The 22,859-nt window shown below is 63.2% G+C and carries 21 protein-coding genes; 14 read left to right on the forward strand and 7 right to left on the reverse strand.

Annotated elements, in window-relative coordinates:
• Window positions 1–15 precede the first annotated feature (15 nt).
• From thiM to lpdA, 11 genes are all read left to right on the forward strand, one after another.
• Window positions 16–792, forward strand: a complete 777-nt coding sequence (gene thiM / locus M3465_RS02825; RefSeq protein ID WP_249500181.1) for a hydroxyethylthiazole kinase — start codon at window positions 16–18, stop codon at window positions 790–792.
• Complete coding sequence (thiE, locus tag M3465_RS02830; RefSeq protein WP_249500182.1) at window positions 789–1,424, forward strand: thiamine phosphate synthase; 636 nt, start codon at window positions 789–791, stop codon at window positions 1,422–1,424. The genes thiM and thiE overlap by 4 nt, the downstream gene beginning before the upstream one ends.
• Window positions 1,421–2,227 (forward strand): bifunctional hydroxymethylpyrimidine kinase/phosphomethylpyrimidine kinase, encoded by an 807-nt coding sequence (gene thiD / locus M3465_RS02835; RefSeq protein ID WP_249500183.1) that lies wholly within the window; start codon window positions 1,421–1,423, stop codon window positions 2,225–2,227. The genes thiE and thiD overlap by 4 nt, the downstream gene beginning before the upstream one ends.
• Window positions 2,224–2,958, forward strand: coding sequence for a thiaminase II (tenA, locus tag M3465_RS02840; protein WP_249500184.1), 735 nt, complete (start codon window positions 2,224–2,226; stop codon window positions 2,956–2,958). Before thiD ends, tenA begins: the two co-directional genes overlap by 4 nt.
• A 328-nt stretch (window positions 2,959–3,286) precedes the next feature.
• Window positions 3,287–4,480, forward strand: coding sequence for an ADP-forming succinate--CoA ligase subunit beta (gene sucC, locus M3465_RS02845; protein WP_249500185.1), 1,194 nt, complete (start codon window positions 3,287–3,289; stop codon window positions 4,478–4,480).
• 44 nt (window positions 4,481–4,524) lie between these two features.
• Complete coding sequence (locus tag M3465_RS02850; RefSeq protein ID WP_249500186.1) at window positions 4,525–5,028, forward strand: hypothetical protein; 504 nt, start codon at window positions 4,525–4,527, stop codon at window positions 5,026–5,028.
• A 43-nt stretch (window positions 5,029–5,071) separates the two neighbouring features.
• On the forward strand, window positions 5,072–5,956 hold the full coding sequence (gene sucD, locus M3465_RS02855; protein WP_249500187.1) for a succinate--CoA ligase subunit alpha: 885 nt from the start codon (window positions 5,072–5,074) through the stop codon (window positions 5,954–5,956).
• Between the two features lie 115 nt (window positions 5,957–6,071).
• Entirely contained in the window at window positions 6,072–9,038 is a 2,967-nt protein-coding gene (locus tag M3465_RS02860) for a 2-oxoglutarate dehydrogenase E1 component (protein WP_249500188.1), read from the forward strand.
• On the forward strand, window positions 9,038–10,579 hold the full coding sequence (odhB, locus tag M3465_RS02865; protein ID WP_249500189.1) for a 2-oxoglutarate dehydrogenase complex dihydrolipoyllysine-residue succinyltransferase: 1,542 nt from the start codon (window positions 9,038–9,040) through the stop codon (window positions 10,577–10,579). Before M3465_RS02860 ends, odhB begins: the two co-directional genes overlap by 1 nt.
• A gap of 81 nt (window positions 10,580–10,660) precedes the next feature.
• Window positions 10,661–11,056: an MAPEG family protein gene (locus M3465_RS02870; RefSeq protein WP_249500190.1), complete on the forward strand. Its 396-nt coding sequence runs from the start codon at window positions 10,661–10,663 to the stop codon at window positions 11,054–11,056.
• Between the two features lie 87 nt (window positions 11,057–11,143).
• Window positions 11,144–12,538, forward strand: coding sequence for a dihydrolipoyl dehydrogenase (lpdA, locus tag M3465_RS02875; protein WP_249500191.1), 1,395 nt, complete (start codon window positions 11,144–11,146; stop codon window positions 12,536–12,538).
• Between the two features lie 52 nt (window positions 12,539–12,590).
• Here lpdA and M3465_RS02880 read toward each other — a convergent pair whose 3' ends face one another.
• The 3 genes from M3465_RS02880 to M3465_RS02890 are packed head-to-tail and all read right to left on the reverse strand — an operon-like array spanning window position 12,591 to window position 14,904.
• Window positions 12,591–13,325, reverse strand: coding sequence for a lysophospholipid acyltransferase family protein (locus tag M3465_RS02880; protein ID WP_249500192.1), 735 nt, complete (start codon window positions 13,323–13,325; stop codon window positions 12,591–12,593).
• Complete coding sequence (locus tag M3465_RS02885; protein ID WP_249500851.1) at window positions 13,325–14,200, reverse strand: cell division protein FtsX; 876 nt, start codon at window positions 14,198–14,200, stop codon at window positions 13,325–13,327. Before M3465_RS02885 ends, M3465_RS02880 begins: the two co-directional genes overlap by 1 nt.
• Before the next feature lie 26 nt (window positions 14,201–14,226).
• The gene (locus M3465_RS02890; protein WP_249500193.1) at window positions 14,227–14,904 is read right to left on the reverse strand and encodes a cell division ATP-binding protein FtsE; all 678 of its coding nucleotides are present in this window, start codon (window positions 14,902–14,904) and stop codon (window positions 14,227–14,229) included.
• Window positions 14,905–15,080: 176 nt separating this feature from the next.
• Here M3465_RS02890 and M3465_RS02895 point away from each other — a divergent pair, with 176 nt between their 5' ends.
• The 3 genes from M3465_RS02895 to M3465_RS02905 all read left to right on the forward strand — a co-directional run bounded on the left by M3465_RS02895 (window position 15,081) and on the right by M3465_RS02905 (window position 19,143).
• Window positions 15,081–15,926: a zinc-ribbon domain-containing protein gene (locus M3465_RS02895; protein WP_249500194.1), complete on the forward strand. Its 846-nt coding sequence runs from the start codon at window positions 15,081–15,083 to the stop codon at window positions 15,924–15,926.
• 121 nt (window positions 15,927–16,047) lie between these two features.
• Window positions 16,048–17,436, forward strand: coding sequence for an aminotransferase family protein (locus tag M3465_RS02900; protein WP_249500195.1), 1,389 nt, complete (start codon window positions 16,048–16,050; stop codon window positions 17,434–17,436).
• 75 nt (window positions 17,437–17,511) lie between these two features.
• Window positions 17,512–19,143: an alpha-D-glucose phosphate-specific phosphoglucomutase gene (locus tag M3465_RS02905; protein ID WP_249500196.1), complete on the forward strand. Its 1,632-nt coding sequence runs from the start codon at window positions 17,512–17,514 to the stop codon at window positions 19,141–19,143.
• Window positions 19,144–19,216: 73 nt separating this feature from the next.
• Here the strand turns inward: M3465_RS02905 and M3465_RS02910 are convergent, their stop codons facing one another.
• The 4 genes from M3465_RS02910 to M3465_RS02925 are packed head-to-tail and all read right to left on the reverse strand — an operon-like array spanning window position 19,217 to window position 22,786.
• Window positions 19,217–20,065 carry a metal ABC transporter permease gene (locus M3465_RS02910; protein ID WP_249500197.1) on the reverse strand — a complete coding sequence of 283 codons (849 nt, stop codon included), beginning with the start codon at window positions 20,063–20,065 and terminating at the stop codon, window positions 19,217–19,219.
• Entirely contained in the window at window positions 20,065–20,970 is a 906-nt protein-coding gene (locus M3465_RS02915; protein ID WP_249500198.1) for a metal ABC transporter permease, read from the reverse strand. The genes M3465_RS02910 and M3465_RS02915 overlap by 1 nt, the downstream gene beginning before the upstream one ends.
• Window positions 20,967–21,866: a manganese/iron ABC transporter ATP-binding protein gene (locus M3465_RS02920; protein WP_249500852.1), complete on the reverse strand. Its 900-nt coding sequence runs from the start codon at window positions 21,864–21,866 to the stop codon at window positions 20,967–20,969. The genes M3465_RS02915 and M3465_RS02920 overlap by 4 nt, the downstream gene beginning before the upstream one ends.
• A 23-nt stretch (window positions 21,867–21,889) precedes the next feature.
• On the reverse strand, window positions 21,890–22,786 hold the full coding sequence (locus tag M3465_RS02925; protein ID WP_249500199.1) for a metal ABC transporter substrate-binding protein: 897 nt from the start codon (window positions 22,784–22,786) through the stop codon (window positions 21,890–21,892).
• Window positions 22,787–22,859 lie beyond the last annotated feature (73 nt).

The raw sequence follows: 22,859 nt of genomic DNA on the forward strand, positions 1-22,859 counted from the left end.
ACGAGGAAGACCAAGATGGGTGACGACGACCTTCTTACCGCCTTGCGCGACAGCAATCCGCTCGTTCATTGCATCACGAATTACGTTGCGATGAATATCGCCGCGAATGTGGTCCTCGCAGCCGGTGCCTCGCCCGCAATGCTCCATGCGACTGAAGAGATCGAGGATTTCACCCCTGTCTGCGGTGCGTTGACGATCAACATCGGCACGCTTTCCGCACCTTGGGTGGACGGCATGGTTGCGGCGGCGAAAACGGCTGGCGCGCATGACATTCCCTGGGTGCTCGACCCGGTGGCGCATTTCGTCAGCGGGTATCGCAGAGATGTCGCGCAGAAGCTCCTCTCCCTGCGCCCCGCCATCCTTCGCGGAAACGCGTCTGAAATCCTGGCACTCGCCGGCGAAGGCGGATCGGGAAAAGGCGCCGATAGCGGCGACAGTGTGGAGGCGGCCGAAGATGCCGCACAAGCTTTGGCGCGCCAGACCGGCGCGGTCGTCGCAGTGACAGGGCCGGTGGATTTCGTGACCGATGCCGCGCGGTCTGCGCGAGTTGCGGGAGGCTCCGCGCTGATGCCCAAGATCACCGCGCTCGGATGTTCGCAAACCGCGCTCATGGGCGCCTATGCTGCGATCGGGCCGGCGTTCGACGCGGCGCTTGCTGCGCTAGCGCATTTCAAGGCCGCCGGCAACGTCGCGGCACAGAAGGCGCAGGGGCCGGGCAGTTTCCAGGTTCATTTCCTCGATGCGCTGGCCGCCGTTCAGCCCGGCAATGTGCGCGCGACGGTGCGGTCATGAGCGATCTGCGCCGCAAACTGCGCCTCTACCTCGTCACCGATCCGAAGCTCTGCGCGCCGCTTGGCATCATCGAAACGGTGCGCCGCGCGGTTGTTGGCGGGGTGAGCATGGTTCAACTGCGCGACAAGACCGCGACGACACGAGAAAGGATCGCAGTGGCGCGAGAGGTGAAACTGGCGCTGGCGGGACGCGGCGTGCCTGTCGTCATCAATGATGATGTGGCTGCGGCCGTGGCTGCGGATGTGGACGGCGCGCATATCGGGCAAGGCGACATGACCCCGGCGGAGGCCCGCGCGCAGCTGGGGCCGGACAGGATTCTCGGCCTGTCCTGCGAAACTGCCGACGCGGTGCGCGCGGCTGATCCCGCGGTCGTGGATTACCTCGGGCTCGGCCCGGTTTTCGGCACCGCGACGAAACCCGATCACGTGGCGCCCATCGGCTGGGAGGGTCTTGGGCACCTCGTGGCGCTCACGCCGCTGCCCTCGGTCGCCATCGGCGGGTTGAAGGCCGATCATAGGCAAGCGGCCCGCGACGCGGGCGCCGATGGTGTGGCGGTCGTTTCGGCCATTTGCGGCCAGCCGGATGTGACCGCCGCCGCGCGGGCTTTTGGAACAGGAGGGACAAACCAATGATCGCAAATGTTCTGAGCATCGCCGGGTCCGATCCGTCCGGCGGCGCGGGCATCCAGGCCGATCTCAAGGCCATCTCGGCCAATGGCGCCTATGCGATGGCGGCAATCACCGCGCTGACCGCGCAGAACACGCAAGGCGTGAGCGGGATTCACACAGTCCCGTCCGACTTCGTGCGAAAGCAGATCGAGGCCGTTCGGGACGACATTCGCATCGATGCGGTCAAGATCGGGATGATCGCGAATGCCGAAATCGCCAGTGCTGTCGCGGACGCACTGGAAGGCTGCGCCGCACCGATCGTGCTCGATCCGGTGATGATCGCCAAGGGCGGCGCGCCGCTTTTGCAACCCGATGCGGCGGCGGCGCTGCGCGAGCGGCTGTTGCCGATGGCCGCCGTGCTGACCCCCAACCTGCCGGAGGCCGCGCAGTTGCTGGGTGTCGAAACGGCGCAGACGCGCGCGGAAATGGAACGGCAGGGGCGCGCGCTGATGGCGCTCGGGCCGCGTGCCATTCTCATGAAAGGCGGCCATCTCGACGGTGCGGACAGCCCCGACTGCCTGATCACGCCTGGTGGCACGACCTGGTTCGACGCGCAGCGCACAACGACGCGCAACACGCACGGCACGGGCTGCACCCTGTCAGCCGCGCTCGCTGCCCGGATCGCGCAAGGGCACGCCCTGCCCGACGCGGCTGCGTTGGCGAAGGCCTATGTCGCACGCGCGATCGCGCATGCCGATGAACTCACCGTCGGATCGGGCCATGGTCCTACACATCATTTTGCCGAAATAACAGGAGTGACCCCATGACGACGCCCTTGCCTGACTCCACCGAACATGACTACGGCCGCACCGTCGCATTGTGGCGCGCAGGGTGCGAAGCGGAATGGGCCGCCTATACTCGCCATGCCTTTGTCGAGGGGTTGTCGGACGGAACACTGCCCCGCGCCGCGTTTCTGCATTACCTCGTTCAGGATTACGTCTTTCTGATCCACTTCTCGCGCGCCTGGTCGATGGGCGTCATCAAGTCCGAAACATTGGAGGAGATGAAGACCTGTGCCCGTTCGGTCAACGGGTTCGTCAATTACGAGATGAACCTGCATATCCGCACCTGCGCGGCCGAAGAGATCGACGAGGAAACCCTGTTCAACGCGACCGAGGAATTCGAGAACCTTGCCTATACGCGCTATGTGATGGATGCCGGGCTGCAGGGCGATTTCCTCGATCTTCTGGCCGCGCTCGCGCCCTGCTGTTTCGGCTATGCGGAGATCGGCACGCGGCTCTCCGTCGTCGCTAGGTCCGACACGCCCTATCGCGCGTGGATCGACACCTATGCAGGCAGTGAATATCAAGGTGCGATGATCGAACTCGGCCAAATGATCGACCGCGCCATTGCCCGGCGGCTGGGCAGCTCGCCGGAAACCTGCCCGCGCTGGCCGGAACTTCAAAAGCGCTTCGCCACCGCCACCCGGCTGGAGGCCGCATTCTGGAGCATGGGGCTTCGGGGGCGGCAGGATACCGTTCAGGCGGTGACGTCCTGACGTTCCTTGCGCTTGCTGGGGCGCTCGTTTTTCGAACGAAGCGACGTGCAGATCATCCAATTGATGCTGCATTTGGCAGATCGGGGTGAGATATGCGGCGAAGGGATCGGTCCGGTAAAGTTATAGCCGGAAACCCGACGCGAATCTGACGTTTCACGTAGCGGCATCCGCGACGGCAAACCCTATGTGATCACGGCCAAATTGGCTGTGATCACAAACACCGCTTTTTTCGGCTGGTTTCTGCCTCTGCGTCAAAAAGGCCTTAAACCTTGCCTGTATACCATCGTATATCAGCCCGGATCGCAGCAACAAACGGGACGGTTGACCGATGAACATCCACGAGTATCAGGCGAAAGCCCTGCTGCGCAGCTACGGCGCTCCGGTGTCCGATGGCCGCGTGGTCCTCAAGGCCGAAGAGGCCAAGACCAAGGCAGGTGAGATGGACGGGCCGCTCTGGGTGGTCAAGGCGCAGATCCATGCCGGAGGGCGCGGCAAGGGCACCTTCAAGGAAGATAGCGCAGGCGACGCCGGCGGTGTGCGCCTTGCCAAATCGGTGGAGGAAGCGGCCGAGGAAGCCAAGAAAATGCTTGGCCGCACGCTCGTGACCAAGCAGACCGGCGAGGCCGGCAAGCAGGTCAACCGCATCTATATCGAGGACGGATCGGGCATCGAGACCGAGATGTATCTCGCGCTCCTCGTGGATCGCCAGACCTCCCGAGTGTCCTTCGTCGCCTCTACCGAGGGCGGCATGGATATCGAGGAGGTTGCCGAGAAGACCCCCGAGAAGATCCTGTCATTCAGCGTCGATCCCGCGACAGGGTATCAACCGTTCCACGGTCGCCGCATCGCCTTCAACCTTGGCCTGACCGGCAAGCAGGTGAAACAGTGCGTCGCGCTGATGGGAACGCTCTACAAGCTCTTTGTCGAGAAAGACATGGAGATGCTTGAGATCAACCCGTTGATCGTCACTGACGGCGGCGATCTGAAATGTCTCGATGCCAAGATGGGCTTTGACGGGAACGCGATTTACCGCCACCCCGATATTGCCGAATTGCGCGACACGACCGAGGAAGACCCGAAAGAACTCGAAGCCTCGAAATACGATCTGAACTACATCGCTCTGGACGGCGAGATCGGCTGCATGGTCAACGGCGCGGGCCTTGCCATGGCGACGATGGACATCATCAAGCTCTACGGCGCGGAGCCTGCCAACTTCCTCGACGTGGGCGGCGGCGCGACCAAGGAAAAGGTCACCGAGGCGTTCAAGATCATCACCTCCGACCCGCAGGTCAAAGGCATCCTCGTCAACATCTTCGGCGGCATCATGCGCTGCGATGTGATCGCCGAAGGCGTGATTGCGGCTGTGAAAGAGGTCGGCCTCAAGGTGCCGCTGGTGGTCCGTCTGGAAGGCACGAATGTCGACAAGGGGAAAGAGATCATCCAGAACTCCGGCCTCGACGTGATCGCCGCCGACGACCTCAAGGATGGCGCGCAGAAGATCGTCAAGGCGGTCAAGGGGTGAGACCCGGTTGGCCGCGCGCTGTTTCGTGTGGAGGAGCAATGCTCATGACGCTTGCGCTGACGGGGTGTCTCGATACGTCGCCCGACGCTGTAGAACTTTCCAACATACGTCCATGGAACGTGATCCCGAGAAGCAGCCCGACGGCTTTCGTCAAGACATTTGACAGACTGTGCGTGAAGCCTCTGGTTGCAAAGCAGCCGTTCGAGACAACGCTTCGAAATGCCAGCTATGTCCCGACCGGCAAACGGGACAGGCGCGGTTTCCGCACCTTTGTCGTGGATGATCGTCGCCCCGCCGTTCTGGTTCAGGAGCGCAGGGCAAGCCGGGGTTGCGGGGTGATTGCCGTCGCGCGCACCGGACAGACGCAGCGCGTGCGCAACGCCATTCCACAACTCTTCCCGAACGCCCGTCCCGCCAATCCGTCCCTGGTTGCGGGGGCCGAACAGGTCTGGGTCGAGACAAGTCCCACGCGGGTCATCTTTACCAGTCGCGATGCATCCATTCCGAGCGGGGCCAATTACCGCCTTGCCGTCATTGAAACCGAATAGCCGCCAAGCGGTTGAAGAGATTCATATAGAAGGAGCCAATGTCATGGCCGTCCTCATCGACGAAAACACCAAAGTCATCTGTCAGGGTCTGACCGGCAGCCAAGGCACATTCCACACCGAACAGGCCATCGCCTATGGCACCAAGATGGTCGGCGGCGTGACGCCGGGCAAGGGCGGGCAGACGCATCTCGACCTGCCGGTCTTCAACTCGGTGCACGAGGCCAAGCATGTCACGGGTGCCAACGCCTCGGTGATCTACGTGCCGCCCCCCTTCGCGGCGGATTCGATCCTTGAGGCGATCGACGCCGAGATGGACGTGATCGTCTGCATCACCGAGGGCATCCCTGTGCTCGACATGATGAAGGTGAAGCGCGCACTGGAGACCTCGAAATCGACGCTGATCGGCCCGAACTGCCCCGGCGTCATCACACCCGACGCCTGCAAGATCGGCATCATGCCCGGCCATATCCACAAGCGTGGCACGGTGGGCGTTGTCTCCCGTTCCGGCACGCTGACCTATGAGGCGGTCAAGCAGACCACCGATGTCGGCCTTGGCCAGTCCACCTGCGTCGGCATCGGCGGCGATCCGATCAAGGGGACCGAGCATATCGATGTGCTGGAATGGTTCCTTGCCGATGACGAAACCGAGAGCATCATCATGATCGGCGAAATCGGCGGCAGCGCAGAGGAAGAGGCCGCGCAGTTTCTCGCGGATGAGAAGAAGAAGGGCCGCTGGAAGCCCACCGCCGGCTTCATCGCGGGCCGCACAGCTCCTCCGGGCCGGCGCATGGGTCATGCAGGCGCCATCGTCGCCGGCGGCAAGGGCGGTGCCGAGGACAAGATCGAGGCGATGAAATCGGCTGGCATCGTGGTGGCGGAAAGCCCCGCGTCGCTGGGTGAGGCGGTGCTTGAGGCGATCAAGGGGTGAACGCCCCCACTTGCGCAGGGTGGGCAAATTCCCCACCCTGCCAGCAAGCCGCGCGATAGCGGATCCGTTGATCCGCTTTCCTGCTGCTTGATCCAACCCGGTCGGGAGGCCAAAGATGACAGATCAAAGCCCCAACGCATTGTTCCACGCGTCCAGCTTCATGCAGGGCCATAACGCGGAATATCTCGAACAGATGTATGCCCGCTACGCGTCCGATCCGAATGCGGTCGATGAGGCTTGGCAAGCGTTCTTCAGACAGCTCGGCGATGATGGAACGAGCGTGCAGAAAGAGGCCAGCGGCCCAAGCTGGGCGCGCGCCGATTGGCCCCCGATGCCCGGTGACGATCTGACAGCGGCGCTTGACGGGCAATGGCCCGCCTCGATCGAGACGAAGGCGGCAGGCGACAAGATCAAGGCGAAAGCGGCCGAGAAAGGCGTTGAGGTCACTGACGATGCCATTCAACGCGCCGTGCTGGATTCGATCCGCGCGCTCATGCTGATCCGCGCCTATCGCATCCGCGGCCATCTTGCCGCCGATCTCGATCCTTTGGGCATGCGGGACGAAACCCCGCATCCCGAACTCGATCCGAAATCCTACGGCTTCACCGAAGCGGACATGGATCGCCCGATCTTCATCGACAATGTGCTGGGTCTTCAGATCGCGTCGATGCGGCAGATTGTGGATATCGTGAAAAGCACCTATTGCGGCACATTCGCGCTGCAATACATGCATATTTCCGACCCCGAACAATCCGCCTGGCTGAAGGAGCGGATCGAAGGCTACGGCAAGGAAGTCAAGTTCACGCGCGAGGGTCGCAAAGCCATTCTGAACAAGATGGTCGAGGCCGAGGGTTTCGAGAAGTTTCTCCATGTCAAATACATGGGCACCAAGCGCTTCGGCCTCGACGGCGGCGAAAGCCTGATCCCCGCAATGGAGCAGATCATCAAGCGCGGCGGCAATCTCGGGGTGAAGGAGATCACCATCGGCATGCCGCATCGCGGCCGTCTGTCCGTGCTCGCCAATGTGATGCAAAAACCCTACCGCGCGATCTTCAACGAATTTCAGGGCGGCAGTTTCAAGCCCGACGAGGTCGACGGGTCCGGCGACGTGAAATACCATCTCGGCGCATCCTCCGACCGTGAATTCGACGGCAACACCGTCCACCTGTCGCTGACGGCGAACCCGTCGCATCTCGAAGCCGTTAACCCTGTCGTTCTGGGCAAGGTGCGGGCCAAGCAGGATCAGCTGGGCGATACCGAGCGCAAACAGGTCATCCCACTTTTGCTGCACGGTGACGCGGCCTTTGCCGGGCAAGGGGTGGTGGCGGAATGTTTCGCGCTTTCGGGCCTGCGCGGCCACCGCACCGGCGGCACGATCCATATCGTGGTGAACAACCAGATCGGCTTCACCACGGCGCCGCATTTCAGCCGGTCCTCCCCTTATCCCACGGACAACGCGCTGGTGGTCGAAGCGCCGATCTTCCACGTCAATGGCGATGACCCGGAAGCGGTGGTTCACGCCGCCAAGGTCGCCACCGAGTTCCGCCAGAAATTCGGCAAAGACGTGGTGATCGACATGTTCTGCTATCGCCGCTTCGGCCACAACGAGGGGGATGAACCGATGTTCACCAATCCCCTCATGTACAAGAAGATCAAGCAGCAGAAGACCACCCTGTCGCTTTATACTGAACGTCTGGTGAAAGATGGATTGATCCCCGAAGGCGAAGTCGAGGATATGAAAGCGGCGTTTCAGTCGCATCTGAACGAGGAGTTCGAGGCCGGCAAGAACTACAAGCCGAACAAGGCCGATTGGCTCGATGGCCGCTGGTCGCATCTCGATCGCCAGAAACAGGGCAAATATCAGCGGGGCAAGACCTCGATCAAGCCCGGGACCCTCGCCGAGATCGGCAAGGCCCTGACGACCGTCCCGGACGGTTTCCCGCTTCATCGCACGATCAGCCGCTTTCTCGACGCCCGAAAGGAAATGTTCGAAACCGGCAAGGGCTTTGACTGGGCCACGGCAGAGGCGCTGTCCTTCGGCTCGCTGCTCACCGAAGGCTACCCTGTCCGGCTGGCGGGGCAGGACAGCACCCGGGGCACGTTCAGTCAGCGCCACTCCGGTCTGGTCGATCAGGAAACCGAAGAGCGCTACTACCCGCTCAACCACATCCGCGAGGGGCAAAGCCGTTACGAGGTGATCGACAGCGCCCTTTCCGAATACGCCGTGCTCGGCTTCGAATATGGCTACAGCCTTGCCGAACCGAATGCGCTCACCCTTTGGGAAGCGCAGTTCGGCGATTTCGCCAATGGCGCGCAGATCATGTTCGACCAGTTCATTTCGTCGGGCGAGAGCAAATGGCTTCGCATGTCGGGCCTCGTCTGCCTGCTGCCGCACGGCTTCGAGGGCCAGGGGCCCGAACATTCCTCCGCCCGGCTGGAGCGCTTCCTGCAAATGTGCGGGCAGGACAACTGGATCGTCGCGAATTGCACGACCCCGGCCAATTACTTCCACATCCTGCGCCGGCAGCTGCATCGCAGCTTCCGCAAGCCGCTCATCCTGATGACGCCCAAATCGCTCCTCCGCCACAAGCTCGCGACCTCCACCGCCGAGGATTTCACGGATGGGTCGAGCTTTCACCGCGTGCTTTGGGACGATGCAGAAAAGGGCCAGTCGGATACGAAGCTGGCGCCGGACGACAAGATCAAACGCGTCGTGATGTGTTCGGGAAAGGTCTATTACGACCTGCTCGAAGAACGCGATGCCCGCGGAATCGACGATGTCTACATCCTGCGGTTCGAGCAGTTCTATCCCTTCCCCGCCATCTCGGCGGTGAAAGAGCTGGAACGCTTCCCGCAGGCAGAAATGATCTGGTGCCAGGAAGAGCCCAAGAACCAGGGCGCATGGACCTTCATGGAGCCGAATCTCGAATGGGTTCTCGGGCGGATCAAAGCCAAGACCCGTCGCCCGACCTATGTCGGCCGTGCCACATCGGCCTCTCCGGCCACGGGCCTGGCCAGCCAACACAAAGCACAGCAAGAGGCGCTCGTTGACGAGGCGCTGACGATCGAAGGGAAGAAATAATGACCACCGAAGTGCGCGTGCCCACCCTGGGAGAATCGGTCACCGAAGCGACTGTCGCCACCTGGTTCAAGAAACCCGGCGACACCATCGCGCAGGACGAGATGCTGTGCGAACTGGAGACCGACAAGGTCACCGTCGAAGTGCCTGCGCCTGCCTCCGGCAAACTGGCCGACATCGTCGCCGCCGAGGGGGAAACCGTCGGCGTCGATGCGCTGCTTGCCACCATCGCCGAGGCCAGAGACGCCGGTTCCGCCACGATCGAGGAACGGCCGGCCAAGGCCGCTGCGCCCGACGCGCCCGAGGCCGATAGCGGCCAAGGCGAAAGCGGCGGCTCCACCGATATCATGGTCCCGACTCTCGGCGAATCCGTGAGCGAAGCCACCGTTTCGACATGGTTCAAGAAGGTCGGTGATACGGTCGCGCAAGACGAGATGCTGTGCGAACTCGAGACCGACAAGGTTTCCGTCGAAGTGCCCGCCCCCGCCGCCGGTACGCTCAGCGAGATCACCGCCGAAGAAGGCGCGACCGTTCAGGCCGGCGGCAAGCTCGGTGTGATCGGCGGCAGCGCCGGTGCCGCGGCGTCCGCCAAGGCGCAGGAAACCAAACCCGCCCCTGGCAGCCAGCCCGCCAGCACCGGCGGTGCGGATGTCGAGGATGCGCCTTCTGCCAAGAAAGCAATGGCCGAAGCCGGCATCAGCCGCGACCAGGTCGACGGCTCCGGCAAGGATGGGCGCGTGATGAAGGAAGACGTGGCAAAAGCTGTAGCCGCCGCCTCCAGCGCCCCGCAACAGGGCAGCGCCCCCGCCAGCGCCCCGCGCGCGCCGGTGTCCGCCGATGACGCCTCGCGCGAGGAACGGGTCAAGATGACCCGCCTGCGCCAGACGATCGCCCGCCGCCTCAAGGACGCCCAGAACACCGCCGCGATCCTGACCACCTATAACGAGGTGGACATGACCGAGGTCATGGCCCTGCGCAACGAATACAAGGATCTCTTCGAGAAGAAACACGGCGTCCGCCTCGGCTTCATGTCCTTCTTCACCAAGGCCTGCTGCCACGCGCTGAAAGAGGTGCCCGAGGTCAACGCCGAGATCGACGGCACCGAAATCGTCTACAAGAACTTCGTCCACATGGGCGTCGCCGCAGGCACGCCGCAGGGTCTCGTGGTGCCGGTCATCCGTGACGCCGACGCAATGAGCTTCGCCGAGATCGAGAAGGCCATCGCCGAGAAGGGCCGCCGCGCCCGCGACGGCAAGCTTTCCATGGCCGAGATGCAGGGCGGCACCTTCACCATCTCCAATGGCGGCGTCTACGGCTCGCTCATGTCCTCCCCGATCCTCAACCCGCCGCAATCGGGCATCCTCGGCATGCACAAGATCCAGGACCGCCCGATGGTGATCGGCGGCGAGATCAAGATCCGCCCGATGATGTATCTGGCGCTCAGCTACGATCACCGCATCGTCGACGGCAAGGGCGCGGTGACGTTCCTCGTCCGCGTGAAAGAGGCGCTGGAAGACCCGCGCCGGTTGTTGATGGATCTCTGACGGACCGCCGGGCGATCTGCCCGGCGCACCCGCACGCCGCCCTCAACATCAGCCGGCGCAATGCAAAGCGAGGCACGCCACATGACCCCCGAACTCACCGCCCTTACCCTCGCCGCTCTGCTGCAGGTCTTGCAATTCGTGCTCTTCGCCGTGCCAGCCAATCGCGAACTCGGGCCGGGTTACACAATGTCGCCCCGCGACCGCCCGCCATCGCGCAGCCTGTCGGACAAGACGGCGCGCCTGCAACGCGCGATGAACAACCATTTCGAGGGGCTGATCCTCTTCGGCATCGCCTGCACGGTGATCTCCTTTTCCGATCAAGGCACGCTTTTCACGGCCCTCTGCGCCGCCGCCTATCTGATCGCGCGTATCCTCTATGTTCCCGCCTATTACTTCGGTTGGACACCGTGGCGCTCGGTCATCTGGATCGCGGGTTTCGTCGCCACCGCGCTGATGCTCCTCGCGGCGCTCATGTGATTTCTTCTTGCTCCAAATATCCCGGGGGGCGCGCATGGCGCGCGGGGGCAGCGCCCCCTCCCCCGCCCACAACAAAGGACACCGCAAATGGCACAATACGACGTCATCGTCATCGGCTCCGGCCCCGGCGGCTACGTGGCCGCGATCCGCTGCGCGCAGCTCGGCCTGAAAACCGCGTGCGTGGAGGGCCGCGAGACGCTCGGCGGCACCTGCCTGAACGTGGGCTGCATCCCCTCGAAGGCGCTGCTCCATGCCTCCCACCAACTGCACGAGGCCGAACATAACTTCGCCAAGATGGGCCTGAAGGGCAAAAGCCCTTCGGTCGACTGGAAGCAGATGCTGACCTACAAGAACGAGACGATCGAGGTCAACACCAAGGGCATCGAGTTCCTGTTCAAAAAGAACAAGATCGACTGGCTCAAGGGCTGGGGATCGATCCCCGAGGCCGGAAAGGTCAAGGTCGGGGACGAGGTGCATGATGCGAAGAACATCATCATCGCCTCCGGCTCCGAGGTCTCGCCCGTGCCGGGCGCTGATGTGACGGTGGACGAGAAAACCGTGGTCAGCTCGACCGGCGCGCTGGAACTGCCGAAGATTCCGAAATCCATGATCGTAATCGGCGCGGGCGTCATCGGGCTGGAGCTCGGTTCAGTCTACAGCCGGCTCGGGACCGATGTGCAGGTGATCGAATATCTCGACGCGATCACCCCCGGTATGGATGGGGAGGTGCAAAAGGCGTTCCAGAAACTGCTCAAGAAACAGGGGCTGAAATTCACTATGGGCGCCGCCGTGCAATCGGTGAAGGCATCGGGCAACAAGGCGACCGTCACTTACAAGCTGCGCAAGGATGATAGCGAACAGACCGCAGAGGCCGATATCGTGCTCGTCGCCACCGGCCGCCGCCCCTATACCGACGGTCTGGGCCTCAACGCGCTTGGCATCGAGATGACCCAGCGCGGGCAGATCAAGACCGACGCGGAGTGGCAGACCAGCGTCAAGGGCATCTACGCGATCGGCGATTGCATCGACGGCCCGATGTTGGCGCATAAGGCCGAGGACGAAGGCATGGCCGCCGCCGAGGTGATCGCGGGCAAGCATGGCCATGTGAATTACGGCGTCATCCCGGCGGTGATCTACACCCATCCCGAGGTCGCGTCGGTCGGGCAGACCGAAGAGCAGCTGAAGGAAGAGGGCCGCGCCTACAAGACCGGCAAATTCTCCTTCATGGGCAACGGCCGCGCCAAGGCCAATTTCGCCGCAGACGGGTTCGTGAAGATCCTTGCCGACAAGGAAACCGATCGTATCCTTGGCGCGCATATCATCGGTCCGATGGCTGGCGATCTCATTCACGAGATTTGCGTCGCCATGGAGTTCGGTGCTGCGGCCGAGGATCTGGCGCTCACCTGCCACGCTCACCCGACCTATTCCGAAGCGGTGCGCGAGGCGGCGCTGGCTTGCGGCGACGGACCGATCCATATGTAAACCTGGGCGCTATACCCGTTCCATCGGCTCGGGATAGCGCAACCAGGCTGCGTCACGGCGCGCGGTGAAATCCCGCCTCGGCATTCAGCCGATCCGACGCCGTTTCGATCCGCTCTTCCAGAACCGCCAGAAACTCGCGGCGCGGCAGCCCCGGCGGGATCGGCTCCAGAAACTCGACAACGGCGGTTCCCGGCTTGCGGTAAACCCCGCGCTTGGGCCAGAAAAGCCCGACATTGGCAGCAACCGGCACACAAGGTTGCCCGAGCTGTTCGTAAAGCACCGCGGGGCCGATCTTGTAAGGTGCCTTCACACCGGGCGGGGTGCGGGTTCCTTGCGGATAGATGATGAGCTGCCCCGGCGTCGCCTCGCCCCGCGCGACCGCCTCGACCATCTGCTTGATCGCCTTGCCGCGCTTGCCGCGATCCACCGGGATACAGCCGATGCGCAGCCCGTATTGCCCGACAACGGGCGCATACATCAGGATGCGTTTCATGATGAATTTTCCCGCCGGCAGGGCGGAGAACACCATGAAAACGTCGAGAAAGCTCTGATGCTTGGCGGCGACGATACACTCGTAATCGGGCGGCGCGCCGCGCACCTCGGTTTTGAGCCCGACCATCCACGGCCCCGCCCAGCGAACATAGCGGCAGACGGTCATGCACCCCGCGCGCGCCCCGCGCCGTGAAAACACGGCCCACGGAAACAAAGCCAACCCGACCACCGCGATGGCGAGATAGATCGACGTCATGTAAACGAGCGAGCGCAGCCATTGGATCGCGTAAGCCATCAGGCCAACTCCTCCAGAACACGCTTGGCGGCAAAGCGCGTGGCGAAGAACGCAACGAGCCCGAAAACCGGCGGGATCAGCAGCACCCAGAGCCATCCCCAACCCTGGATCGACAGATCGGTCAGAAACCCGGTGTCATCACCACCGGAGGGAACGAGAAAGAGCGCGCCAACCCCGATCAGCGTTCCTCCAGCGGCCCCGCCCAGCGCGCGCAAGGCAAAACGGCGGACGAAGGCGCTCGCGATATAGGCATCGGTCGCACCGACGAGCCGCAGAACGGCGATCACCTGCGCATTCGCCGCCAGAGAGGCATTGGCGGCCAGCGTCACCATCGATGCGGTCGCTGCGCCGATGAGCAGGATCGCCGCCCATCCGAGCCATCGCATCCGCGACGCGGCGCGCGTCAGCGGCTTGCGCCAGCGCGCGTGATCGTCGAGCACCGCGGCGGGCGCTTCGGCCGCAAGACGCAGGCGCAGGCCCGCGGCGTCATAGCCCTCCGGCGTTTCCTCGATATCGATGAGCTGCGGCAGCGGCAAATCTTCGACCGGAAGATCGGCGCCGAACCACGGTGTCAGCAAGGCGCGCTGCTCTTCATCGGTGAGCGCGCGGGCATCCACGATCCCCGGCGTCGTGCGCAGCACCCGCAGCGCCGCTTCGGTCTGGCGCGCAACTTCGCCCGCTGGCGCAGAGATGCGCACGGTCGAGGATTGCGCGAGTTCGTCGCCCCATCGTTCGGCGACGCGGCCCGCCGCGAGCGATAGCGCCAGCGCGAACACCGCAAGGAAGGCCATCGCGAAGGCGCTGAACAGTGTAAGCCGCGCCGTGAATCCGGTTGGCGGCACGACCCGGTCGGCCTTTTCGTCGAACCGGAGCATCTGCGCCCCTGCGCCAAGGCCCAGCTTCACAGATCCGCTCCTGCGGTTTGCAGCCGCCGGTTCGAGATCCGCAGAACCCGCGTCTGAACCTGCGCCTTGGCGGCGCGGATGAGGCTCAGGTCATGCGTCGCCACGAGAACCGTCTTGCCCATGCGGTTCAACTCGACAAGCAGCTTGAGCAAGCGCTGCGACATCTCCCAATCGATGTTTCCCGTCGGCTCGTCGGCCAGGATCACATCGGGCGACATGATGACCGCGCGGGCCAGCGCCGCGCGTTGGCGTTCCCCGCCCGACAGTTCCGGCGGCAACGCGTCCGCTCGCGCGGTCAGACCGACCCAGGCCAGCAATTCCTTGAGGTTCGCATCGGTGCCGCCGCTGTCCTGGCCCGAAACGGCAAGCGGCAGCGCGACATTTTCCGTCACCGGCAAATGATCGAGAAACTGGCAATCCTGATGCACGACTCCGACCCTGCGGCGTAAAAGCGCGATATCGTCCCGCCCGAGGCTGCGCACGTCGCGATCGAAGAGCCGCACATGTCCGGCGGTCGCTTGCAGCGCGCCGTAACAGAGCTTGAGAAAGGTCGTCTTTCCCGATCCGGACGGGCCGGTCAGGAAATGAAAGGATCCCGGCGGCACGGTCAGCGACAGGTCGGTCAGCAATTCGCCACCGCCATAGCTGTAGGCCACATTTTCCAACTCGATCACGGCCGTTCCGCCCCTGCCTCAATTGGCGCTGTTGTGCCTGAGCATCGTGCCGGTTTCAATCCGTGCGGCTCATCACAATGGGGTTTTACAAGCAACCTGCCGCCCCTATGCTGCGCCGAGGGCTGGAAACGACGATGTTCCACTAAAAGGGGCGCGTCCAAGAAGGGCAAGTGTGAATGCGGCTGACATGTCCAAGCTGCGGAGCCGAATACGAGGTTCCCTCCGATGTCATTCCCGAGGACGGGCGGGATGTGCAGTGCTCCAACTGCGGCAATACCTGGTTTCAGCGGCCCGATGCCGAACAGTCACCCGAGGCGCTCGCGGCCGCCGATGCCGCGCCGAAAGATGCGGTCTGGCACCCCGAGGTGGAGGATGCACCGACCGTAGGTCCGAACGTCAACCCATCGCCGGGGCCGGCCGAGCCGCCCGCGCCGGGGCCCGCCCCCAAACGGCGCGAACTCGATCCCGCCGTCGCGGACATTCTGCGCGAGGAAGCCGAGCGCGAATCCCGCGTGCGCGCCAAACAGGCAGAATCGCTTGAAGAGCAGCCCGATCTCGGACTGCAGGAGCCCGAGGACGAAGCCGCCAAACGCGCCCGGCAGGCGCAGGATCGCATGCGACGCCTGCGCGGCGAGGATCCGGCGGCCGCCTACAGCGCGGCGGCGGCGTCCGCGATCGCCGATCGGCCGCAATCGCGCGGCGACATGCTGCCCGATATCGACGAGATCAACCAATCCCTGCGTGCGTCGAACGAGCGGCGCGAGGTGCGCAGTGTGCAGGCCAATCTCGATTATGACGACGATGACGATGAGGGCAGCTTCCGGCGCGGCTTCGTCCTCGTCTTCCTGCTTTTCGCCGCAGGCACCGCACTATACGTTTTCGCGGCGCAGCTTGGCGCGGCCATTCCGCAGATCTCCGGCGGGCTCAATGGCTATGTCGAATTCGTCGATCAGGCCCGGCTTTGGCTCGACCGCCAGGTCGCGCAATTGGTTGCGATGGTCGGCGGTGCGGCCGAGGGATAAGCCCCAAATCGCCGCACGACGCCGCGCGCCCTTGACGCTAGGGCGTCCGCCGCCGCAAAATGGCGTCCAGCCGCGCCACGCTCGGCGGAATTTCGAATATCTTGCATTGGAGGCTACCGCCATGGACGGCACCCTGTCCCAGAACGATCTAAGCCATGTGGTCGAAGCCGACCGCGCTCATGTCTGGCACCATCTCATCCAGCACAAACCGTTCGAGACGAACGATCCCCGGATCATCGTCGAAGGCAAGGGGATGCGCGTCTGGGATCAGAAGGGGAAAGAGCATCTCGATGCCGTGTCGGGTGGTGTCTGGACGGTCAATGTGGGCTATGGGCGGGAAAGCATCGCCAAGGCGGTCTATGACCAGCTTGTGAAGCTGAACTACTTTGCGGGAACCGCCGGTTCCATTCCCGGCGCGCTCTTCTCCGAACGGCTGATCGAGAAGATGCCGGGAATGACGCGGACTTATTATTGCAACTCCGGGTCGGAGGCGAATGAAAAGGCCTTCAAGATGGTCCGCCAGATCGCGCATAAGCGTTATGGCGGCAAGAAGAACAAGATCCTCTTTCGCGACCGCGATTATCACGGCACCACCATTGCCACGCTCAGCGCCGGCGGGCAGGACGAGCGCGGCGCGCAATACGGCCCCTTCACCCCCGGTTTCGTGCGCGTGCCCCATTGCCTGGAATACCGCGCGGGCGATCAGGGCGCGCCGAGCGAGAATTACGGCGAATGGGCCGCGAACCAGATCGAGGAGGTGATCTTGCGCGAAGGCGCCGACACCGTTGGCGCGCTTTGCCTCGAACCGGTGACGGCAGGCGGCGGCGTCATCACCCCACCGCAGGGTTATTGGGAGCGCGTGCAGGAGATTTGCCGCAAGTATGACATCCTGCTGCATATCGACGAGGTTGTCTGCGGCGTCGGCCGGACCGGCAAATGGTTCGGCTATCAGCATTATGGCGTGAAACCCGACATGGTGACGATGGCGAAGGGCGTGGCCTCGGGCTACGCCGCGATTGCCTGTCTCGTCACCACCGAGGACGTGTTCTCGATGTTCAAGGACGATCACAGCGATCCGATGAACTATTTCCGCGACATCTCGACCTTCGGCGGTTGCACCGCCGGCCCCGCCGCGGCGCTGGAGAACATGCGCATCATCGAGGATGAGGACCTGCTCGATAACACCGTTCGGATGGGCGACTACATGCTGGACGCGCTGCGCGCGCTGGCGGACAAGCATCCCGTCATCGGAGAGGTGCGCGGCAAGGGTCTCTTCCTCGGCGCGGAGCTTGTGGAGGATCGCGAGAGCCGCAAGCCCATGGCCGAAAAGCGCGTTCAGAAGATCGTGGCCGATTGCATGGATCAGGGTGTGGTGATCGGCGCGACCAACCGGTCGCTTCCCGGCTACAACAACACTTTGTGCTTCAGCCCGGCCCTGATCGCCGGGAAAGACGATATTGACCAGATCGTCGCCTCGGTCGATGAAGCGCTCGGGCGGGAATTCGGCTGACGCACGCGGGGGCTGTGGCACCCGGACGGGAATGACCGTACAACGCGGATGCAGTTCCCGTACGGAGGTTTCCGAATGACGATCGTGACACAGCCCTGCACCCCATTCGACGACCAGAAGCCCGGCACGTCCGGGCTTCGCAAGAAAACCCGCGTGTTCATGCAGCCGGGCTATGTCGAATGTTTCGTGCAATCGATCTTCAACGCCATCGGCGGCGCGGAAGGCAAAACCTTCGTGATCGGCGGCGACGGGCGCTTTTTCAACACCGATGCGATCCAGACGCTGCTGCGCATGGCCGCCGCGAACGGCGCGGCGCGGGCGATTGTCGGTCAGGACGGCTTGCTGTCCACGCCCGCTGCATCGAACCTGATCCGCAAACGCGGCGCGGATGGCGGGATCATCCTGTCGGCCAGCCACAATCCCGGCGGGATCGACGCGGATTTCGGAATGAAGTTCAACACGCCGAATGGCGGCCCGGCACTGGAAACCGTGACGGATGCGATCTATGCGGAAACCCAGCGAATTCGCGAATACAAGACGCTGCGCGCGGAGAATATCGAGCTGAGCGCGAAGGGCGAAACGCGGCTTGGCGACATGACGGTCGAGATCGTCGATCCCGTGGCTGATTATGCCGCGCTCATGGAGGGGATTTTCGATTTCGACGCCATCGCGCGGCTGCTGGAGAGCGATTTCACCATGCGCTTCGATGCGATGCACGCGGTGACCGGCCCCTATGCCAAGGCGATCCTTCAGGACCGGCTCGGCGCGCCCGATGGCACGGTGCTGAACGGCACCCCGTCGCCCGATTTCGGCAACGGCCATCCCGATCCCAACCCGATCTGGGCGAAGTCGCTTGTCGATCTGATGATGCAAGCGGATGCGCCGGACTTCGCCGCCGCCTCGGATGGCGACGGGGACCGCAACATGATCCTCGGGCGTAGGGTTTACGTCACTCCTTCGGACAGCCTCGCCGTGCTTGCTGCCAGTGCGCATCTTGCGCCCGGCTACGCACAGGGGATCGCCGGGATAGCCCGCTCCATGCCCACCAGCGCGGCGGCTGACCGTGTGGCAGAGGCGCTCGGCGTGGAGTGCTTTGAAACGCCGACCGGCTGGAAATTCTTCGGCAACCTGCTCGACGCGGGGCGCGTTACGCTATGCGGCGAGGAAAGCGCCGGAACGGGAAGCGATCATGTCCGCGAGAAAGACGGGCTTTGGGCCGTTCTGTTGTGGCTGAACATCCTCGCTGTGCGCGGTCTGTCGGTGCGCGAGATTATGGAGGATCACTGGACGACCTATGGGCGCAATTATTATTCGCGGCACGATTACGAAGGGCTGGACGCCGCCGCCGCCAACGATTTGCTGTCCGACCTGACACTAGAACTCGACAATCTGGCGGGGCGCAGCTTTGCCGGCGAAACCGTGACCAAGGCGGATCGATTCTCCTATCACGACCCGGTGGATGGCAGCATGAGCCATAACCAGGGTGTGCGAATCCATTTCGACGGCGGCGGCCGCGCGGTCTTGCGCCTTTCTGGCACCGGGACCGATGGCGCGACGCTGCGCATCTACCTGGAACGCTACGAGCCGCCGGCAGGCGATCTGAACACGGACCCACAAGCCGCGCTCAAGGGAATTGCCCAAGCCGTCGCCGAGATCAGCGAGCTGGCCGAGCGCACCGGACGCAGCGCGCCCGATGTGACGACCTGAGGCTTGGCGCGTCCGGGCGCGCTGGCCACGCGGTTTCGAAACCGCGCGAAGGTCTTTCGAAAGACCTTGCGCCCTATCCGTGCCGAACGCGCAATCGCGAGGCGCGGCGGGTGATGGCCTGCCGCCGGATAAAGGCGATCAGGAAGAGCATGGTAAGAATGAGGATGATGGTCGGCGCCGGCGCGCTGTCGAGATAGAAGCTCAGATAGGTGCCCAGCAACATCGCCCCCATGTTGATGATGACCGAAAGCCAGAGCATCGTCGAGAACTTGCGCACCAGCAGGAACGCGATCGCGCCGGGCGCGATCAGCAAACCGATGGCGAGGATCAAACCTGCGGCGGAGAGCGTCGCGACAATGGCGAGCGACAGCGTGGCGAGAAGTCCGTAATGCAGAAGGCTCACGCTCAACCCTGATGCCTGTGCCTGCGCTGGATCGAAGCTATGCAGCAGAAGGTCTTTCCACTTGAGCACCAGCACACTGGAAACCAACGCGGAGATGACGCCGGCGGTCCAAAGCTCGTAAGCCTCCACCCCGAGCATGTTGCCGAAAAGGATATGATCGAGATGGGCGTTCGTTTCGATCGAGACATAGAGCACGATACCGACCGCGAACATTCCCGAAAACACGACGCCCATGACGGTATCCTGTTTGACCCGGCTGTTGGACGCCAGATATCCTGTCGCAACGGCACAGGTCATGCCGGCGGCGAAGGCACCAACGAGCAGCGGAATACCGAAAATATAGGCCAGAACGATGCCGGGCAGCACAGCGTGGCTGACCGCGTCACCCATCAAGGCCCATCCCTTCAGCACCAGAAAGCACGACAACAGCGCCGTCGGAATGGCAACGATCATCGAAATGTAGAACGCGTTCTGCATGAACGCGAAGCGGAACGGCAGAAGCAGCGTTTCGATATCCATCACGCGCTCTCCTTTGCGAGACTGTCCGAGACGAGACTGTCCGAGGACGGACCGCGACGCAGCGCTTCCCGCGCCTTGCGCCGTGCCGCAAGAAGCCCGTGCTGCGGGGCGAAGACGAAGGCGGCAAGGAAGACCAGCGTTTGCAACGTGACGATGATCCCGCCCGTTGCGCCGTTCAGGAAATAGCTGGCATAGGCTCCGGCAAAGCTCGTCAAAACGCCGATGGCCACCGATGTCAGGATCAGCCGCGGGAACCGGTCGCATATCAGATAGGCCGTCGCGCCCGGCGTGACGACCATCGCGATCACGAGGAACGCGCCCACGGTCTGCATCGCCGCGACGACAGAGGCCGAGAGCAGCACGAAGAACACCGCCTTGAGCCGTTGCGGGTGCAGCCCGATCGTGCGGGCATGGTTTTCATCGAAGAAAGTGACCATCAGGTCTTTCCACTTCGCCAGCAGGATGGCGAGCGTGACGAACCCGATCAGCGCGAGTTGCAACGTGTCCTCGGGCGTAATGGCAAGGATATTGCCCATGGTGATCGTCTGGATCGACACCGACATCGGATTGATCGACACGATGAAGAGGCCGAGCCCGAAGAAGGACGTGAAGATCAGGCCGATGATCACATCGACCTTGAGCCCAGAGCGTTCCGACAGGAAGAGCATTGCCCCGGCAGCCAGCCCGCCCGCGATGAACGCGCCAAGTGCGAATGGCAGGCCGAGGATATACGCGCCCGCCACGCCCGGAACGACCGAATGAGACAGCGCGTCGCCGATCAGCGACCAGCCCTTGAGCATCAGATAGGAGGAGAGGAACGCGCAGACACCGCCCAGAAGGGCGGAGACCCACATCGCGTTCGCCATGTAGTTATAGGCGAAGGGTTCCAGCAACACGCCGATCATGTCTTCGCATCCGTGCGCTGGGTCTTGTCGCCATATTGGACGAAGGGGCGTTCATCATCGGTGAAGATCGTCACCTCGCGCGCGTCCTCGTCATCGTGCAGCACTTCGCCGCCGAGCGTGAAATGCCGCAAAACGCCACCGAACGCCTCTTCGAGATTGGCACGGGTGAAGGTGGTATCGGTCGGCCCGTAGCCCAGCACGGTTCCCTTCACCAGAACGGTTCGGTCACAGAATTCCGGCACGGAGCCGAGGTTGTGGGTGGACACGAGCATCACCCGCCCCTCGTCGCGCAGTTCGCGCAGCAGGGCGATGATCTGCTCCTCCGTCCTGACGTCGACCCCGGTGAACGGCTCATCGAGCAAGATCACCTGCCCGTCCTGCGCCAGCGCGCGGGCGAGGAAGACGCGTTTGCGCTGCCCGCCGGAAAGCTCGCCGATCTGGCGATGCCGGAAGTCCTGCATGTTCACGCGCTGCAGCGCCTGATCGACCGCATCGTGATCGGCCTGTTTCGGGCGCCGCAGGAAGCCCATATGGCCATAGCGGCCCATCATCACCACATCCTCCACGAGAACGGGAAAGGCCCAATCCACCTCTTCGGATTGCGGCACATAGGCGACGAAATTCCGCGCCACAGCCTCGCGCACCGGCATGCCGAGGATCCGGATCTCACCGCTTGCCGCCGGCACGAACCCCATGATCGCCTTGAAGATCGTGGATTTCCCGGCCCCGTTTACGCCGACAAGCGCAGTCACGGTGCCGCGCGGGATCTCGAAACTCGCATTCCAGAGCGCGGTATGACCGTTGCGATAGGTCACGGTCACGTCCTGCAGCGAAAGCCCAGCGCCGCCAGAATGACCGGCGGCGGCGCTCGAATTCTGGCTCTGCTCATCGAGCATGGCGAAATCCTTTGTCATGTGCCTCATTGCCCGTCTGTCAGCCCATCGACAACGGTGCGCGATGTGACCGTCAGCAGGTCCAGATAGGTCGGCACCGGCCCATCGGCCATGCTGAGCGAATCGACGTAGAGCTCTCCGCCATAGCGCGCGCCGGTCTCGCGGGCGACCTGCTGCGCCGGGGCGGTGTTGACGGTGCTTTCGCAGAACACCACCGGGATGTCGTTCTCGCGGACCCCGTCGATGACGCCCCGCACCTCCTGCGGCGTGCCGACCTGATCGGCGTTCATCGGCCAGAGATACAGCTCCTTCATCCCGAAATCCCGCGCCAGATAGCTGAACGCGCCTTCGCATGTGACAAGCCAACGCTGGTCCTCGGGGATGGTTGCAATCGCGTCGCGCAGCGGCTTGATCGTCGCGCGCAGCTCGTCCTTGTAGCGCTCGGCGTTTGCCGCATAGATCTCGGCATTGCCCGGATCGTGCTCGGAAAAGGCTTTGGCGATGTTGTCGATATAGATCAGCGCATTATCCAGCCCCATCCAGGCGTGCGGGTTCGGTTTCCCCTCATAGCTGCCCGACGCGATGGAAATTGGATCGATCCCGTCAGTCAGTGTCACGGACGGAATATCACCGAGATTCGAGACGAATTGTTCGAACCAAAGCTCCAGGTTCATCCCGTTCCACAGGATGAGGTCGGCATCATAGGCGCGCACTATATCCTGCGGCGTCGGCTCGTAGCCATGGATTTCCGCTCCGGGTTTGGTGATGGAGACCACCTCGGCCGCGTCGCCAGCGACATTCGCGGCCATGTCGGCAAGCACGGTGAAGGTTGTGACCACCTTCATCCTGTCTTCGGCCGAAGCCGCACCAGTGCAAAGGCCGAACGTTGCGGCGATGATGATGGCGGTTGAGCGGGGTGTCATGGACGATCCTCCTTGCAGCGGTATGACAGGTTCGATCTGCACATGCAAATCACTCGCAACAACATATGATTTT

It is taken from the genome of Marivita sp. GX14005 (assembly GCF_023370775.1).
In the GTDB taxonomy this organism is placed as follows: Bacteria; Pseudomonadota; Alphaproteobacteria; order Rhodobacterales; family Rhodobacteraceae; genus Marivita.

Coding starts and splice junctions, on each gene's coding strand:
- thiM (WP_249500181.1), top strand. CDS start 16: ATGGGTGACGACGACCTTCTTACCGCCTTGCGCGACAGCAATCCGCTC.
- thiE (WP_249500182.1), top strand. CDS start 789: ATGAGCGATCTGCGCCGCAAACTGCGCCTCTACCTCGTCACCGATCCG.
- thiD (WP_249500183.1), top strand. CDS start 1,421: ATGATCGCAAATGTTCTGAGCATCGCCGGGTCCGATCCGTCCGGCGGC.
- tenA (WP_249500184.1), top strand. CDS start 2,224: ATGACGACGCCCTTGCCTGACTCCACCGAACATGACTACGGCCGCACC.
- sucC (WP_249500185.1), top strand. CDS start 3,287: ATGAACATCCACGAGTATCAGGCGAAAGCCCTGCTGCGCAGCTACGGC.
- M3465_RS02850 (WP_249500186.1), top strand. CDS start 4,525: ATGACGCTTGCGCTGACGGGGTGTCTCGATACGTCGCCCGACGCTGTA.
- sucD (WP_249500187.1), top strand. CDS start 5,072: ATGGCCGTCCTCATCGACGAAAACACCAAAGTCATCTGTCAGGGTCTG.
- M3465_RS02860 (WP_249500188.1), top strand. CDS start 6,072: ATGACAGATCAAAGCCCCAACGCATTGTTCCACGCGTCCAGCTTCATG.
- odhB (WP_249500189.1), top strand. CDS start 9,038: ATGACCACCGAAGTGCGCGTGCCCACCCTGGGAGAATCGGTCACCGAA.
- M3465_RS02870 (WP_249500190.1), top strand. CDS start 10,661: ATGACCCCCGAACTCACCGCCCTTACCCTCGCCGCTCTGCTGCAGGTC.
- lpdA (WP_249500191.1), top strand. CDS start 11,144: ATGGCACAATACGACGTCATCGTCATCGGCTCCGGCCCCGGCGGCTAC.
- M3465_RS02880 (WP_249500192.1), bottom strand. CDS start 13,325: ATGGCTTACGCGATCCAATGGCTGCGCTCGCTCGTTTACATGACGTCG.
- M3465_RS02885 (WP_249500851.1), bottom strand. CDS start 14,200: ATGCTCCGGTTCGACGAAAAGGCCGACCGGGTCGTGCCGCCAACCGGA.
- M3465_RS02895 (WP_249500194.1), top strand. CDS start 15,081: ATGCGGCTGACATGTCCAAGCTGCGGAGCCGAATACGAGGTTCCCTCC.
- M3465_RS02900 (WP_249500195.1), top strand. CDS start 16,048: ATGGACGGCACCCTGTCCCAGAACGATCTAAGCCATGTGGTCGAAGCC.
- M3465_RS02905 (WP_249500196.1), top strand. CDS start 17,512: ATGACGATCGTGACACAGCCCTGCACCCCATTCGACGACCAGAAGCCC.
- M3465_RS02910 (WP_249500197.1), bottom strand. CDS start 20,065: ATGGATATCGAAACGCTGCTTCTGCCGTTCCGCTTCGCGTTCATGCAG.
- M3465_RS02915 (WP_249500198.1), bottom strand. CDS start 20,970: ATGATCGGCGTGTTGCTGGAACCCTTCGCCTATAACTACATGGCGAAC.
- M3465_RS02920 (WP_249500852.1), bottom strand. CDS start 21,866: ATGCTCGATGAGCAGAGCCAGAATTCGAGCGCCGCCGCCGGTCATTCT.
- M3465_RS02925 (WP_249500199.1), bottom strand. CDS start 22,786: ATGACACCCCGCTCAACCGCCATCATCATCGCCGCAACGTTCGGCCTT.